Below are 15,166 nucleotides of genomic sequence, written 5' to 3'. Positions count from 1 at the left end.
CGGTGCGAAAGACATGACTGGACCGGGATTGCCGACGGACGCCAATACCGCATTGGAGGTCACGGCCGTCGGCAAGAGTTTCGGATCGGTGCATGCCCTGATCGACGTCAGCATGAGCTTCCGTCCCGGCCTCGTGACCGCGCTGCTCGGTGAGAATGGTGCGGGCAAATCCACGCTTATCCGCATCTGCTCGGGCGAACTTCAGCCCAGCAGCGGACAGGTCATCATTTCAGGCGTGCCCACGATCATTCCGGGCCCGCTTGCCGCGACCGGACTCGGCATTGCCGTGGTCCACCAGGAGCCGCAGCTTGTCTCTGAGATGACGGTTGCCGAGAACATATTCCTGGCAAGGCTGGGCACATGTTCCGGCGCGTCGCTGCATCGGCGCAACCGACTGGTGACGGACGCGCAAAAACTTCTTGGCGGGTTCGGGCTGGCAGACGACCTGCCCGACCTCGATCGAAAATGCGCCAGCCTGTCGGCCGCCGAACGCCAGCTTGTGGAGATCGCCCGCGCGCTTGCCGCTAATCCACGCGTGCTCTTCCTCGACGAACCGAATTCAAGCCTGACGCGCCGCGAGACCGACCGGCTGTTTGCGATCGTCAGACGGCTGCGCGATCAAGGCACGGCCGTCGTGCTGGTGAGCCACAGGCTGGGAGAGGTCTACGAGATCGCCGACCGGGTCGTGGTGATGCGCGACGGCCGCAAGGTCGGCGAGGGAACGGTCGAGGATCTGCCGAAGCAGAAGGCCATCCGGTCGATGGCTGGAGAACGGCTTTCGGCGGCCGAAGTCATTCCGGACTCCGGCGCCCCGGCAACGCCGCGCGTCGACACATCCGCAACCCCCGTGCTCTCGGTCCGCGGTGCGGCCGGCCTGGCCTTCCGCGAGGTCGATCTGGACATTCGCGCCGGGGAGATCGTCGGCATGGCCGGATTGGTCGGCTCGGGACGCACGGAGATCATCCGCGCCGTTATCGGCGCCGATCCGCTGCTGGCGGGCGAAATCCGTCTTTGCGGACAGCCCGTCCGCTTCAGTTCGCCGCGCAAGGCACTGCGCGGCGGCGTCGCCTTCATCAGCGAAGAACGCCGGACGTCGATATTCTACGGCCACGATATCTGTTTCAACCTGACCTCCAACGTGCTCGAGCGCTTCGGCCGCTTCGGCTTTTTCAACAGCCGTCAAAGAACGGAATTCGCTCAAAAGAGCGCCGACAACATCGGCGTGAAAGCCGAGAGCGTCGCGACGCCGATAGGGTCCCTGTCCGGCGGCAACCAGCAGAAAGTCCTTCTAGCGCGCGCCCTCGCCTCGAACCCGTCGCTTGTCATCCTCGACGAACCGACACGCGGCGTTGATGTGCGCACCAAGGCCGACATGTATCACCTGATCCGCAATCTGGCGCACGTCCAGGGTCTGGCGGTGTGGTTCGTTTCATCGGAACTCGACGAGATCCTGCAGCTTGCCGACCGCATTGTCGTGGTTCGGGAGGGCCGCATCGCGGACAATCTGGAACGAGGACCGCAGGCCGCTCGCGTCGTGGCTTCCGCACTTGGAGAAACGGTCGAGGACGCCGCCGTCACGTCGCTGGTATCGGACCTGTCTTTGCCCGATGGGACCGCGCCTGAAGAGCCGCAACCCGGTTTGCATCCCGAAAAGAGGACTGCCCCATGACCTTCTCCAGCCTCAAGCGCCTCCCCCTGTTCAGAGGTCAGGAAGCCGGGCTTGTCGCGGTCATCCTCGGTCTTTCGATCGCCTTCTCGTTCTTCAATCCGAACTTCCTCAGCACCGACAATCTGAGGAACGTGCTGGTGGCGGTTGCCGTCGTTGGCATCATGGCGATCGGCCAGACCTTCGTCATCATTGCGCGGGAAATCGACCTGTCGGTGGGATCGGTCATGGGCCTGAGCGGCCTTTGCGGAGCCTATGCCATGTCGCAAGGCCTCAATCCGATACTCGGCATCTGTCTCGCGATTGCCGTGGGGGCTGCCGCCGGACTGGTAAACGGTCTGATCGTCGTCTATGGCCGGGTGAATTCCTTCATTGCGACGCTCGGAATGCTCTCGGTCGCCCGCGGCTTGACGCAGGTGATCAGCGGCGGCCTGCCGATCATGGTCGATCCGAGCGTCATGTTCATCGGCCAGGGCGAGCTGTTCGACGTGCCGGTCCAGGTGCTGATCTTCATCGGGCTCGTCATAGCCGGCCAGATCGTGCTGAAACGCAGCGTGCTTGGCCAGCGCATCATTGCCGTGGGCGACAATGACGAAGCGGCGCGGTTGAGCGGCATTCCGCTCAATGCGACCCGTGTGGCCGTGTTCGTTTTCAGCGGTGTGCTGGCGGCGGTCGCCGGCATGGTCTACACCGCACAGGTCAGCGTCGCCGAAGCGCAGGCAGGAACAGGGCTGGAGCTGGACGTGATTGCGGCCGTGGTCATCGGCGGAGCGAGCCTTTCCGGCGGGCGCGGCTCCATCCTGGGCGCCATGCTTGGCGCCTACCTGCTCGGCGCCTTGCGCAACGCCTTCATCCTGCTGGAGCTTTCGCCTTTCCTGCAGCAGATGAGCGTCGGCCTCGTCATCGTGCTTGCCGCGCTTTTCGACCAGTTTCGCCAAGGCGCGTTCCGGCATGCCGGCATTGCACAAATCCTGCCCGGCCTCTTGCGCTTGCGTCCAAAGTAGTACCCACCATCGCATTGGTGCCGATCTTGCGCCGGAAGCTCAGACCTACCATGTTCTTCGCGCATGGAAAGCGGCCTTTCGGGACGTCGAGCATATTGCCACCTTCAGCGGAACAAGTGGCAGTCAGTCGGCAGCAATCGCACAAAGGTCGAGAACAGGCTGGCCAAGAGGTGAGCCACGGGCGAAGCTTGCCGTCCAGCGCCTAGCAACAGCTGCAGAGGAATAATCTCATGCGAAACATACATCAGGCCTCTCTAACCGGGCACCGACAAAGCTGGTCTATTGCCTCTCGTGCCGCGATCGCATCTATCATCCTCGCAGCGGCCGGAAATGCCTCCGCCCAGGATTTCAACTTGGCGCCGCCCAATGCTGCAGACCAGCAGCCGGCATTCCCAGGTCAGACGCGCGCTCCGGTAATCAACGACAGTACCCAGTTGATAAGCACCGTGGTCGCGGAAGGCCTTGAGAACCCTTGGGGCATGGCGGAGTTGCCGGATGGCGGATGGCTGGTAACGGAACGCCCTGGACGCATGCGCCTTGTGCGGCCCGACGGGACAGTATCTGAGCCGATCCAGGGGGTACCTGAGATCGTGGCGCAGGGCCAAGGCGGGCTCCTCGATGTGGCCGTTCGCGATGATTTCAATGAGTCTCGGCGGGTCTGGTGGAGTTTCTCTCAGCCCCGTGGCGCTGAGGGTAGTGCAACGGCTGTCGCGACTGGGGTTCTGTCAGCCGATGGCGCGGCTCTGAGCGAGGTGCGGGTCGTCTTTCAACAGCAGCCGGCATGGCGGTCGAACTACCATTTCGGATCGCGCCTTGTCTTCGACCGCGACGGCGCATTGTTTGTTACAACCGGTGAACGAGGCCAGCAGCAGTTAGCCCAAGACGTCGGCGCGCATCTCGGTAAGGTCATCAGGATCGATCCGGACGGAGGCGCGGCTCCTGGTAATCCCCAGATTGAAGGCGGCCTGCCGGAAATCTGGTCCTTCGGTCACAGGAACGTGCAGGCTGCCGCACTTGGACCGGATGGCGCACTGTGGACGATCGAGCATGGCCCGCGTGGCGGCGACGAACTTAACCGTCCCGAGCCAGGCAAGAATTATGGCTGGCCCATCATTACCTATGGTGAAGCTTATAGCGGAGCGCCTATCGGAGAAGGGATCACAGCCCGGGATGGCATGGAGCAGCCCATCTATTACTGGGATCCGGTAATCGCGCCGAGCGGCATGGCCTTCTACGATGGGAGCATGTTCCCCGAATGGCGAGGAAGCATCCTCGTCGGCGGGCTGTCCAGCCTATCGCTTGTACGCCTGACGCTCTCCGCTGGCCGCGTCACTGGCGAAGCTCGCTATCTGGAAGGAACCGGCCGCATTCGCGACGTGGCTGTAGCGCGTGATGGTTCGATAGTGCTTTTAACTGACGACGGCGGACAGATTCTTCGCCTGACACGCGAGAACTAACTTACGGTAGATAGCAAAGATGCGATCATCGCGCGCGGGAGAACCTGATCCAGCCGAGGGCCGTTCGGACAAGGAGTCGCCGGCGGGTAGGTCACGAATTGAACCTCGAGATCGACGCAGTCTAGCACCCATTGGAATTAACCTCGGGTCATTGCGGTCGTTCTAATCGTCTAGCCCAAACATCAAAACTGCCAGTCGATGAACCGATGAAAGCGCCTTTCTTCAAAACCGGTTCCGCCTGCCTTCACCGGGCGGCTATCAGCGCCTTCCGTGGCTCAGCCGGGCAACAGCTTCCCTGGGTTCATGATGTTCTTCGGGTCGAAGACAGTCTTGATGCCTTGCATCAGCTCGATTTCTGCCGCGTCAGTGGTGCGGGCGAGACGCGAGCGGTAGCTGAGCCCGATGCCATGTTCGGCGGTGATGCTTCCCCCCAGCTCGACCACGACAACGTCGATGATCGTGTCAAGCTCGGCCGAAACCGCCAGATAGGCTGCACGATCGGCGAAGCCGTCCGGTGAGAACATAACCACGAGATGCATGTTGCCGTCACCGAAGTAGCCGACATAGAGCGGCATCGCTTCCGGAAATCGTGCGACGATTCGCTCGCGCGTCCGAACCACGTAGTCTCCCTGTCGTTCAAGCGGACCGAGCTGTCGTGCGACATGTTTGGCCCTGCATGTCGTATTGCCTCCGAGACGCCGTGGCGCAGGTACCAGAAGGATCCCGCCTGGGCCTCATTCTGGGCGATGAGGGCATCGTTAGCGATCCCGTCATCGAGCGCAGATGTCAGCGTCTCCTCTAGTGGTTCCTTGAGATCGGCCCCTCCCTGCTGTCCGCTACCTCCAGCAGGAGCGACCAAAGCAAATCCGCAAGGGCTTTCGCGCCCGCTCGCCGCCGGCGCCGATGAAGCGCCGGCGATCCTGGCGCCTGACCGGCCCACCCTCGCCCATCGCGGGCTGCGCGACCTGATCGGCGCCACGGCGGCGGCGCTGCACGCGCGCGGCATCGGCCGGGGCGACCGGGTGGCGATCGTGCTGCCGAACGGGCCGGAGATAGCGACGAGCTTCGTGGCTGTGGCGGCAAGCGCCTCGACGGCGCGGCCTACCTCGTGGCGAACCACCGCCTAAAACATTGATCAATAACGATAATGGTAGGCCGGAGGGTGCCGGAGGAGCCAGCGGCATGTGAGCCACCGAAGTCCGCATAATGACCTTCTGACTTTGATGGGGTGTGGATAGCACAAGTCAAAAGGGCGGTATTCGAACAATGGTCGGAGATCTTGAAGAGGACAGCCGCAATCAGCTCAGCACCTCCGGTGTAAGGCGGGAGAGTAGTCCGCTAATCGAGAAACGCAGCCCCTCCGTTGCGAAGACGAGATCCGGAGCCTCTGCGAACAGATTGGTCAATGCCGCGCGCATATAGCGGGTTCCATATCCTACCCGCGAGGGTGCGACTACCATCGGTCCTCCTGTTTCGGTCCATCGCAAGGTCAGCACTGGTTCCGGACTCGACGTTATATTCCATTCCAGGCGTATCCTGCCTTCGGGCCGGGACAAGCCGCCATATTTGATGGCGTTTGTCGCGAGTTCATGAAGGGATAGGGCGAGGGTTGTGCCGGCATCGCGCGAAAGCAGCACCTCAGGTCCTTCAATCGTGATGCCACTTTGTCCCTCGGAAATGTATGGGGCTAGGACCGATTTTGCGACGTCCGTTAAGGCCACGGTCTCGCCACCGGCGTCAAAGACTGCAGAATGAACATCCGACAGCGCGCGCAATCGCCCTTTGAAGTCTTGGGCGAGGCCGTCCGTCGAAGTTGCCCCGCGCCGCGTCATGTCAAAAATGGATACCACCGTCGCCAGGATGTTCTTCACACGATGATTGAGCTCAAGGCGCAGTTCCGTCTCACGCTCAAGATAGTCGCGCACGTCGCGCTGTCGTGCCCTGGTTAGGAGTGCCGACTGGATCCCGCTTATCAGCTCAAGCGCGGCCACGGGACGCTGATAGAATATCTGCCGCGAACGTGGCCAAGCAGCACTCAGGGCGGCTTGGATGCGTGACTGCTGTGCCGCGCGGTCCAGCAGAACAACAATTGGGATTTCTGACCAATTCGGTTGGGCCTGGAGGAAACCCCCAACTGTTGCGATAGCCTTGGAATCCAGGGCTTCGTGGGTAACAACCAGCACTCCAGGGGATAATGCGAGCAAATCCTCCAAATCCTCGGGGCTCGCCGCTTGAGCTCGTAGACCACGTTCTTGCAGCAGAGAGGCCGTGTATGCAGCATCCTTGCGGTAGGGCGCCAAAATGAGCACCCAATCCAGTGTTCCCAAACCGTTGAGCTTGGTGTCGCTCACGTCTCGGGCAGAGGATTGTATGCAATGACCGAAACCCCGGAACTCGCGATGAAAAGTTCCCGGACATCAAGGTCGTGCGGGCCGTGGCGCTTCTTGACGACGGTGATGTTGCGCCTCAGGCGGCCTTCATGCTCGGCCATTCGAAGAAGAAGCACCGTGTCGCCGAGAAAGCTCACGTCCACATCTATCCCGACATTCTGTCCGAGCAATCCATGTTGAGCGACAATGAGCATGGTCAGCACGTCAGCGCGCGCGAGATGTTTCAGGAGAGACTGGATGTCCAGCACCGCCTTTTCGCGATGAGGAAGTGAATTCAGGTACCCGGTGAAGCTGTCAATCACCACGACACGAGTGTTATTGCGGCTGACGACTTGCTGCACGATCTGGCCGAATTCGCCCGGCGAAATTTCGTTCGGACTGAAATCGTAGATGACGAGTTGACCATCCTTGTAGAACTGCCGAAGGTCCATCCCAAGCCCCTCGGAACGGCGAAAGAAAGTCTCCAATCGCTCCTCAAACAGGAACAGCGCGACGCTTTCGCCCCGCTGAAGCGCTGCAGTGGCGTAGAGCGACGACATCGTCGATTTGCCTGTCCCCGACTGGCCAATCACAAGCGTTATAGTTCCCGATTCCTGGCCGCCCCCGAACATCTCGTCGAGCGCGTCGACCCCAGATTTGATCAGTTGCGGTTTGCTCACTTCGGGAGGCGACCCGGGAACAAGCCTCGGAAACACCACAACACCTTCGCCCTCGCGAATGGCCATGTCGTGATAGCCATCTGCAAACGGCACGCCTCGCATTTTGCTCACTTCGATACGCCGGCGCACGGCACCGTAATCCTCGAGAGATTTATCAAGCCGAATGACTCCGTGGGCGATGCCTTCGATCTCCTCGCCGTTGTGATCGCCGCCGCTTGTTTGGGTGTCGAGCAAAACCGCCACAATGCGCCGCTTGGCCAGGAAAGCCTTGAAGCCAATCAGTTCGCGTCGGAATCTCGGCGTGTCGCCGGTAATCAGCCGGATTTCCAAGAGCGAGTCATAAACCAGCCTGTGTGGTTTGTGTTCCTCGATCGCGCGCTCGATCGCCTTGCGCGTCTCATCCAAGCGAAGGTCGGCAGTCTGGAAAATCGTCTGATCGGCCGCGCCGCTCAGGGTCTCCGAAGCGGACAATTCCTCAACGCGGATTCCATCAAGCGTCCAGCCGTGTGAAGACGCAATCGCTTGCAGTTCGGCGGCGGTTTGCGAAAGGCTTACATAGATGCAGCGTTCACCGGCTGCTACCCCAGCGCGCAGAAACTGCAACGCCGCGGTTGTCTTGCCTGCCCCTGGATCGCCTTGCACGATGTAGAAGTTGGAGGCGGGCAGTCCACCGCGGAGGATTTCGTCCAAGCCCGAAATACCAGAACTTACAACGCTTTGCTTTATTCGCTCGGCCATTCCGTTCTTGTCTCCAAACAGGATCGTAAGCCCGTCGTTTGGTATCATACGTTCGAAGTAGGACCGGGGCAGACCGACCGGCGGCCAGATCCCAGCTATCTGAAACTCTAGTTTCTGTAATGGCCGCGCCTCTGTCAGGCAAGTAGCTCGTTGTAAGCCACGGCAATCTCACCCTGGGTCGCACAAGCGCGTACGCCTTCGCGACCCGTCATCTGTTCATCTGGAACCATCCGAGACGACAGCAGTTTCATAGAGTTAGCAAATGCATGGGATTGGGGAATGATTCACGGGACCGTCAACCAACCCGATGAGGATCGCTACCGCGTTCTCGTCGAGGCCGTTACCGACTATGCAATCTATATGCTGGACCGCTCCGGAACCGTGACGAGTTGGAACGCAGGGGCCGAGCGGTTCAAAGGCTACTCCGCAAGCGAGATCATCGGCCAGCATTTCTCTTGCTTCTACACTGAGGAGGATCGGGAAACTGGGCTTCCCTCGCGGGCCTTGGAGACAGCCGTCCGAGAAGGCAAGTTTGAGAGCGAAGGTTGGCGGGTCCGTCGCGATGGGACGCGTTTTTGGGCTCACGTTGTCATCGACCCTATCCGCGACCCAAGCGGCAATCTCACTGGCTTCGCTAAAGTCACGCGAGATCTTACCGAACGGAAGAAAGCCGAGGAAGAACTGCGCCAAAGCCAGGAGCAGTTTCAACGTCTGGTCCAAGGCGTGACGGATTACGCGATCTACATGCTCGACCCCGAAGGCGTAATCACGAGCTGGAACGCGGGTGCGCAACGCATCAAGGGTTATTCGGCAGATGAAATAATCGGCAGGCACTTTTCGCAATTCTATACGCCCGAGGACCGTGAGCGAGGCAGTCCGCAAAGTGCGCTGGAGATCGCTGCCCGGGAAGGGCGAGTTGAGCGCGAAGGCTGGCGCATACGAAAGGACGGGACCGCTTTCTGGTCCCACGTGGTCATCGACGCCATTCGGCACGAGGACGGAGAGCTGCTCGGCTTCGCGAAGATCACGCGCGACATTACTGAACGAAAGAAGACGCAGGGGTCATTAGACCAAGCCCGTGAGGCCCTCTTCCATTCACAAAAAATGGATGCGATCGGCAAGCTGACCGGCGGCGTCGCTCACGACTTCAACAACTTGCTGATGGCGGTTCTGGGTAGTCTCGAGCTGCTTCGCAAACGGCTACCCGATGAGCCACAGTTGCTGCGTCTCCTCGACAACGCCGTGCTCGGTGCGCGACGGGGAGCGTCGTTGACGCAGCGCATGCTGGCTTTTGCCCGGCGGCAGCAACTCGATCCAAAGCCTGTCGACCTAATTGGGCTTGTCCAGGGAATGAGAGAGTTGCTGGAGCGGTCGCTGGGCTCAAGAGCGATCATAGAGACGAAATTTCCGCTCTCGCTCGATCATGTGATGATCGATGAAAGCCAGATCGAACTTGCCTTGCTCAATCTGTGCGTCAACGCCAGGGACGCCATGCCTGACGGCGGGACGATCGTCATTTCCGCGCGGATGGAACAGGTCGGCGAAAGCAAAGATGCTGGCTTGGCTCCGGGCCAATATGTCTGCCTCTCGGTAACAGACAGTGGGGAAGGAATGGACGAAGAAACGCTGGCTCGGGCGACTGAACCATTCTTCACCACAAAGGGCGTTGGCAAAGGCACGGGCCTCGGTCTGTCGATGGTGCATGGGATGACAGAACAAATGGGCGGGCGCCTGGCGCTTCGAAGCAGCAAGGGAGCCGGGACAACAGCGGAACTGTGGCTGCCGGTCGCAACCGCAAGCTCAGAAGTCGCGCACGGACCAGATGTTCTGGCCGAGGTAGCAGTTGAGACGGTGTCTCTGCGGATCCTGGCAGTGGATGACGACGCCCTCGTTCTGTTGAATACCGCCGCCATGCTCGAGGATCTCGGCCATACGGTTGCGGAGGCACATTCTGCGGCGGCAGCCCTTAATTTGCTGGAGGAACAGCGGTTCGATCTCGTCATAACGGATCACGCCATGCCGAAGATGACTGGGCTACAACTATCGAACACGATCAAAGACAAGTGGCCGAACATCCCGGTCGTTATTGCAACGGGCTACGCCGAACTCCCGGGCACTCGCGGCATCAAAATTCTAAGCAAACCGTTCACAGAAGAAGAACTAGCGAGCGCAATAGCAACCGCTAACCTTGTATAGGGTCGCTGCGAGACTGCCCAGCTTAAGTTCCGGCGCTCGATGGCCACCGCACACCGGCTTCCAGTTGCGACTAACGGTTCTTTTACACCCGGCGATGTCCGCTTCTGGAGGACAATGGCGTCAGCGCGATGACCGATATCAGGCGCAAAGCTGCCATTCGGTAGAAGATGGATGCGGTCAGCCAGTGGCTGGATTAGCTTCTTGATTCAAGTTGGGCGAACCGCTTCGTAACCCACTGACAAATAACGATTATTATAGTCTCTCAGGATCGCCGTTTTCTACAGGAAATCAATACGTTCATGGATGGTTCGCCAACCCATATCTCTCGTATGATCTCGTATGGTCTTGCGAACCAAAGAACTAGAAGACGACTAGGGTCCATGACTGGCAGGCTCTGGTTCCAAATCTCGACAACCGGACGTTCGTGCCGCGGAAGCTGCCCATCTGACCGGAACCCATCCGGGAAGTGAAGTTTCTCTCGCAACTGCGGCGTGGTGTGGTGCCACCACGCCGTCGATTCGCTTAGCTGTCACACGGCCGGCTACCCAGCTATTGAGCAGAAAGCACGCCGAGGTCGATAGCTCCGGCCATGGCATTGTAGCCTGCCGCATTGGGATGCAAGTGATCGCCCTTGTCGAATTCCGCCTTGATGTAGCCGGGCCTTGCCGGGTCGACCACCGCCTTGTCGAAGTCGATGACGCCGTCGAACGCTCCGGAACGGATGAAATCGTTCACGGCCAGACGGATCTTCTCTTTGTCCTCGGTGTAGTAGCCCTGGAACGGCGACCCGACGAAAGCGTCGCCGAAAGGTGTCAGGGTAGCGCCGACGATGCGCATGCCGTCGGTGTGGGCGCGTGCGATCAACTGTTTGTAGCCGGCAATGATTTGCTCGGCAGTGGGTTGGGTGTCGGACGGCGCCAGGCCGGTTCCCGGCCAGCCGATATCGTTGATGCCCATCATCAGCACGACCGTGTCGGCGCGCGCCTGATTGAGTACATCGCGGTCGAAGCGGGCCAGCGCATTGACGCCCATCCTGTCCGATAGGATCTTTGCGCCGGAAATCCCCTGGTTGAGCACAGCTACAGGCGCCCCGCCGGCCTCTTGCAGCCGCTTGGCAAGCGTATCAGGCCAGCGGTCGTTGCCGTCGATGGTGGAGCCATCACCGTCGGTGATCGAGTCGCCGAAAAGGACCACGGCACGCGCGCCGTCGGCCGCGTCAACCATGATCCCGGACAGGAACACGCGCTGCGTCTGTGTCGAGTCCGCCTTCAGGTCGGCCTCGCCGGTCTTGTCGCCGGCGGCCACATAGGCAGTTTGGTGCCCGTCCCAATGCATGGTCGTGGCAGCAGCGCTTTCGGGGAAGTACAGGCTGACGGAGAGTTCAGAAAGCGGTGCCACAGTCAAGTCGACGGGATCGCTGATGGCGGGCGCACCGGGGGGGATGGTGATGGAGCTTTCGCCGCCGAAGGTTAGGACGCGATCGGACTCGGGCTTAATCGCCGCTCCGTCGGTGGTGATGGCGACATGGGCGGCCCCAACCTTAAGCGGCTGTGTGCCATACTCATTGGAGAGGACGATCCGCACCTTGCTGCCGCCTATGCTGATACGCGCGATTTGCCGGATCGTGCTGCGGAAATAGTTGCTGGGAAAGCCGAGCGGGACCGGAAAGTCGGCCTGCCAAGCCGGCTGCGGGCTTGCGGTCCAAGTACCGATCCATTCGGTCGAGTCTTGCGCGGTAGCGGGCAGCAATGACACATAGGATAGAGCCGCGCCCGCCAAAATTGCGGATACAAGCCTGTACATGATGTCCTCCCTTTGCCGGCACGTCGATTGCCAGCGTGTTGACGCTCCCTGTTGCCCGAGACGAAGACTGAACTGGCCGGGAATCGCTGTCAACGTTCCGTGCGACATCCGGGAACGATCGAGGATTGGGCTCTGGCTGCCGCCAGTAACACTTTGGCGGATCAGCGTCCTGCGTCACGCCCCAGTTCCGGCGATGCCGAACGGAACGCCTGGCGAGCGGCACTGCCGGTGCCGGCGCGTCGGGACCGCAGTTGCGGGGTCTCCCGAATCGACACAGTCTGCTGCACCGGATCCATGTCGCCTGCGGGGGAGCCGCCAATCGGCAGGTTGAACAGTCAGGCAATTTCCCCAACCGGCGCGTTGGCCACGGAGGGGAAGCCGACGAAGGACCAGCGTAACGATCGGATGCACACCGAAATGTGGTGTGCTGACCTTAGAGGGAACGATTGGGTCCGCAACGAGTTACGGAACCATGACAAACACTATGGAATCCCACGGAAGCGCGATCGCCAATGCCAGGGAGCGCATTAATCAGACCGAACTCGCGATTGACCGTACAGAAGAAATGCTGGCTGAGAATATCGCTCTATGCAATAGGATGCGCGAGCGGCGGTGTCTGGTCGAGGCTGCACACCGCTTGATGGAGATCGATCAGCACTGAAGGTGGGTCGTAGGCGTTTGCGGGAGCTGTGGCCTGCCGTCGCTTCGACATTAAGCCTTAGCTTGATGAGCGCCTCAATAGTGCTAAAACTGCCAAGGCTCGGATTGCTATGGCCGCGACTAGGAGCTTTCGCTCTTCCAGTCGAGGACAGGGAACGTTTAGGCGGAACGCGCCCTCGGACTGACGGTGATCTGTCGTCGCGCAAGGCACGGGATGAGTTCCATCGCTCCCGATGAACTTCAGCGTTCTTTCTGCACCATCGCGTCGTATGATGGCATCATTCGAAAGATGACCATTCAAATTCCGTTTAAGCAATTTCCGCCCTGCGCCACGCGCTGGAGTTCTCACAAAATGGTGGTCCGCACAGTCGTCATACGACGACAAAAATGCGCTGAAATCGATCTCCTTAATGTTTTGGCAAGAATGTGTTGGAACGATTCGTTCAACGTTTGACGGTATAAAGGTGGCGGCTCCGGTCCTTTGCGGGGGGTCGTCCAGAGCCGCCGTGCTCGGTTTATTAGACCGCGCTGTTTTAGATAAAGCAGCGCGGTCTAAAAATCCGTTAACTATGACGTTTCCTCCGAGCTCATATTCCAGGGCCGCCCACTTTGCGGGCCATCCAGTCCAAGTCGGGATCAATCCGCTTGCCGCTGGGGATCACAGGCATCGCACAAGTCGCGGACGACGAAAACGCTTGTCAAAACGCGACGCGATTGGCTCCCTTGAGTCGAAGGATCTCGCGCGCCTCCGTGGGTGGATCAACTTTCGGTGCTGATTCACCGCCGCAAAAGGGCGACAAAGTCAAGCTAGCGGGACGTGGCTGCCAAAATCTAATGACCTCTGACCAACTTCATGAATGTCTTTATGGGGCGAAGCGTCTGGCGGCCTTTGAGGCACGGAAGATCAGGCGCTGCCCGTCCAGGCGATCGGCAACATAGCCACGACGATCTTCCACCCGGTCGGCACCTGCCGCATGGGCGTTGACGGGAGCGCCGTGGCCGATCCGCAACTCAAGGTGATAGGTATAATCGGCCTGCGCGTGGTCGACGCCTCGATCATGCCTAAGATCGTGTCGGGTGGCACGGCCCCGGTCGTCATGATCGCCGAGAAGGCCACAGATATAATCCGATCCAGCAGCAGGTAATCACACGCGCGTTCGCCTCGCGGCGGATTGGATCCCCTGGCGGAAAACCGGCGGCAGTTGAAGTCCGGTCGCTCGACAATCACGTCCGCTCTTGAGTCAGCTGGCAACAAAGCGGTCAGTCCGCTGTCAAAGCCGCGTTCGCCGATCTACTCTTTGCATTGAGCGAACTCCGATTGCCGCGACGCTCGTAACTCGTCTTACCGTGCCCGCCCTATACCCTCGACTGGCCGGGGGGCTCTCGTGCCGGCGCCGGGCCGGAGCACTATCCGGCGGACAAGGACGCCAGGGACGGTCACAGCCCCAATGCCGCAGCGACCCGTTCCTGGAAATACTGCACTCCCCGCTCATGCCGCCCTGAGAGCGGGCCGGAGCTATAGGCCCCTGCGGCATAGTTGCGGTGCGTATCGGCGCAGATGGTGTAGTCCTCGCGCACCACGGCCAAGGTGCCTTGCACAGATTTCGCCCTGCTCTCGGATGCTTCTGCAGAGGTGTCGGCAAAGAAGAAATGGTAGTGCTGGTCTGTGTGATGCGGTGAGGTCGGGTTGATCCGGCTAACGTTCATGCCGCCATCGAAAAGCGACAGCGTCCAGTTCGGCCACATCCAAAGCCATTTGCCGCGATAGAACAGACCGTCTTTCGGCGGTGCGGTCATCCGGACATAACCGGGATGGGCGGTGGTCTGGAAAGCTTCGAAGTCGATGGCAGCGTAGAATGAGGGATGTGTGCCAGGGATGTGGTAGCCTTCGACGAAATTGTCGGTGTAGATCTTCCAGTTCGCCGTAAAGCTGACGGTGGCCTGATCAGTGGCGGCATAGGTCTCCAACGGCTCGTCCGCCAGTTCGTCGGGCAGAGAGCCAAGTTGATCCAGAAGACTTTCCTTCGGGTCGAGCGCCGCGAAGAGCAGCCCGCGCCATTCGGACAACTGCACCGTCTCCAGCGGCCAGTCTTCGGCGATGATCGCGGGATCCTTGCCATACCATGGGGCCTGCACCAGCCGTCCGGTGTCGGCGAAGGACCATTTGTGATAGGGACAAACGATCAGCCCACATTTGCCCGCGCCATCGGCCAGAAGTTTCGCCCCCCGATGGCGGCAGACGTTCTTAAATCCGCGCAAGGTCCCGTCCCGGCCACGGATGGCGAAGACCGGCGTGCCGGCGATGTCGATGGCAAGGTATTGGCCGGACGTCGCGACCGAGGCGACGGGCCCCATGAACTGCCAACTGTGCGCGAAGATGTTGCACCGTTCCTGCTGCCAGATATCATCGCGGACATAAAGCGACGGGTCCAAGTTCAGGTATTGCACGGGCAGAGTATCGCGTGGCGAGTGGTCGGGTCGCAAGGTATCTGGCGTCATAGGCTAACCTCCAGTTGCGGCGATCCTGTCGTAAGCGGGGCTACATCGCAAGGGAATTGGCTCTGCTGCGCACAGCCTGTAAACCGGCGTGCAA

The 15,166-nt window shown here is 60.3% G+C and carries 10 protein-coding genes and 2 pseudogenes; 7 read left to right on the top strand and 5 right to left on the bottom strand.

From position 1 onward, the window contains the following. The first annotated feature begins 13 nt into the window (after positions 1–13). From AC0L2H_RS09440 to AC0L2H_RS09430, 3 genes are all read left to right on the top strand, one after another. Positions 14–1,669 carry a sugar ABC transporter ATP-binding protein gene (locus tag AC0L2H_RS09440; RefSeq protein WP_473589941.1) on the top strand — a complete coding sequence of 552 codons (1,656 nt, stop codon included), beginning with the start codon at positions 14–16 and terminating at the stop codon, positions 1,667–1,669. Next, positions 1,666–2,670: an ABC transporter permease gene (locus tag AC0L2H_RS09435; protein WP_473589940.1), complete on the top strand. Its 1,005-nt coding sequence runs from the start codon at positions 1,666–1,668 to the stop codon at positions 2,668–2,670. The genes AC0L2H_RS09440 and AC0L2H_RS09435 overlap by 4 nt, the downstream gene beginning before the upstream one ends. 230 nt (positions 2,671–2,900) lie before the next feature. Beyond that, positions 2,901–4,127 carry a PQQ-dependent sugar dehydrogenase gene (locus tag AC0L2H_RS09430; protein WP_473589939.1) on the top strand — a complete coding sequence of 409 codons (1,227 nt, stop codon included), beginning with the start codon at positions 2,901–2,903 and terminating at the stop codon, positions 4,125–4,127. A 275-nt stretch (positions 4,128–4,402) separates the two neighbouring features. Here AC0L2H_RS09430 and AC0L2H_RS09425 read toward each other — a convergent pair. Next, positions 4,403–4,986 (bottom strand): annotated as a pseudogene (locus AC0L2H_RS09425) (FAD-linked oxidase C-terminal domain-containing protein). Here AC0L2H_RS09425 and AC0L2H_RS09420 point away from each other — a divergent pair. Continuing rightward, a complete protein-coding gene (locus tag AC0L2H_RS09420) occupies positions 4,937–5,254 on the top strand; it encodes an AMP-binding protein (RefSeq protein ID WP_473589938.1) in 318 nt (105 codons plus the stop codon). The pseudogene AC0L2H_RS09425 and the gene AC0L2H_RS09420 overlap by 50 nt on opposite strands. A 171-nt stretch (positions 5,255–5,425) precedes the next feature. Here the strand turns inward: AC0L2H_RS09420 and AC0L2H_RS09415 are convergent, their stop codons facing one another. Further along, the gene (locus tag AC0L2H_RS09415; protein WP_473589937.1) at positions 5,426–6,478 is read right to left on the bottom strand and encodes a sensor histidine kinase; all 1,053 of its coding nucleotides are present in this window, start codon (positions 6,476–6,478) and stop codon (positions 5,426–5,428) included. After that, positions 6,475–7,914 carry a DUF7125 family protein gene (locus tag AC0L2H_RS09410; RefSeq protein ID WP_473589936.1) on the bottom strand — a complete coding sequence of 480 codons (1,440 nt, stop codon included), beginning with the start codon at positions 7,912–7,914 and terminating at the stop codon, positions 6,475–6,477. Before AC0L2H_RS09410 ends, AC0L2H_RS09415 begins: the two co-directional genes overlap by 4 nt. 279 nt (positions 7,915–8,193) lie before the next feature. On the opposite strand from AC0L2H_RS09410, the gene AC0L2H_RS09405 reads away from it, so the two are divergent. Then, positions 8,194–10,110 carry a hybrid sensor histidine kinase/response regulator gene (locus AC0L2H_RS09405; RefSeq protein WP_473589935.1) on the top strand — a complete coding sequence of 639 codons (1,917 nt, stop codon included), beginning with the start codon at positions 8,194–8,196 and terminating at the stop codon, positions 10,108–10,110. 549 nt (positions 10,111–10,659) lie between these two features. On the opposite strand, the gene AC0L2H_RS09400 is transcribed toward AC0L2H_RS09405, so the two are convergent. Next, entirely contained in the window at positions 10,660–12,006 is a 1,347-nt protein-coding gene (locus tag AC0L2H_RS09400) for an SGNH/GDSL hydrolase family protein (RefSeq protein WP_473589934.1), read from the bottom strand. 391 nt (positions 12,007–12,397) lie between these two features. Here AC0L2H_RS09400 and AC0L2H_RS09395 point away from each other — a divergent pair, with 391 nt between their 5' ends. Together AC0L2H_RS09395 and AC0L2H_RS09390 are read left to right on the top strand one after the other, a co-directional pair. Further along, positions 12,398–12,574 carry a hypothetical protein gene (locus AC0L2H_RS09395; RefSeq protein ID WP_473589933.1) on the top strand — a complete coding sequence of 59 codons (177 nt, stop codon included), beginning with the start codon at positions 12,398–12,400 and terminating at the stop codon, positions 12,572–12,574. A gap of 928 nt (positions 12,575–13,502) precedes the next feature. Then, positions 13,503–13,718 (top strand): annotated as a pseudogene (locus AC0L2H_RS09390) (GMC oxidoreductase); the annotation flags it as partial. 292 nt (positions 13,719–14,010) lie between these two features. Here AC0L2H_RS09390 and AC0L2H_RS09385 read toward each other — a convergent pair. Next, complete coding sequence (locus tag AC0L2H_RS09385; RefSeq protein WP_473589932.1) at positions 14,011–15,072, bottom strand: aromatic ring-hydroxylating oxygenase subunit alpha; 1,062 nt, start codon at positions 15,070–15,072, stop codon at positions 14,011–14,013. Positions 15,073–15,166: the final 94 nt, after the last annotated feature.

Source organism: Mesorhizobium sp. WSM4871 (genome assembly GCF_055811295.1).
Note: the sequence above shows the minus strand (reverse complement) of the source record. Positions and strands in the feature narration are given on the sequence as shown.

What these genes read in the sequence shown, in the direction of transcription:
- AC0L2H_RS09440 (WP_473589941.1), top strand. Translation starts at nt 14, where the DNA reads ATGACTGGACCGGGATTGCCGACGGACGCCAATACCGCATTGGAGGTC.
- AC0L2H_RS09435 (WP_473589940.1), top strand. Translation starts at nt 1,666, where the DNA reads ATGACCTTCTCCAGCCTCAAGCGCCTCCCCCTGTTCAGAGGTCAGGAA.
- AC0L2H_RS09430 (WP_473589939.1), top strand. Translation starts at nt 2,901, where the DNA reads ATGCGAAACATACATCAGGCCTCTCTAACCGGGCACCGACAAAGCTGG.
- AC0L2H_RS09410 (WP_473589936.1), bottom strand. Translation starts at nt 7,914, where the DNA reads ATGGCCGAGCGAATAAAGCAAAGCGTTGTAAGTTCTGGTATTTCGGGC.
- AC0L2H_RS09405 (WP_473589935.1), top strand. Translation starts at nt 8,194, where the DNA reads ATGATTCACGGGACCGTCAACCAACCCGATGAGGATCGCTACCGCGTT.
- AC0L2H_RS09395 (WP_473589933.1), top strand. Translation starts at nt 12,398, where the DNA reads ATGGAATCCCACGGAAGCGCGATCGCCAATGCCAGGGAGCGCATTAAT.
- AC0L2H_RS09385 (WP_473589932.1), bottom strand. Translation starts at nt 15,072, where the DNA reads ATGACGCCAGATACCTTGCGACCCGACCACTCGCCACGCGATACTCTG.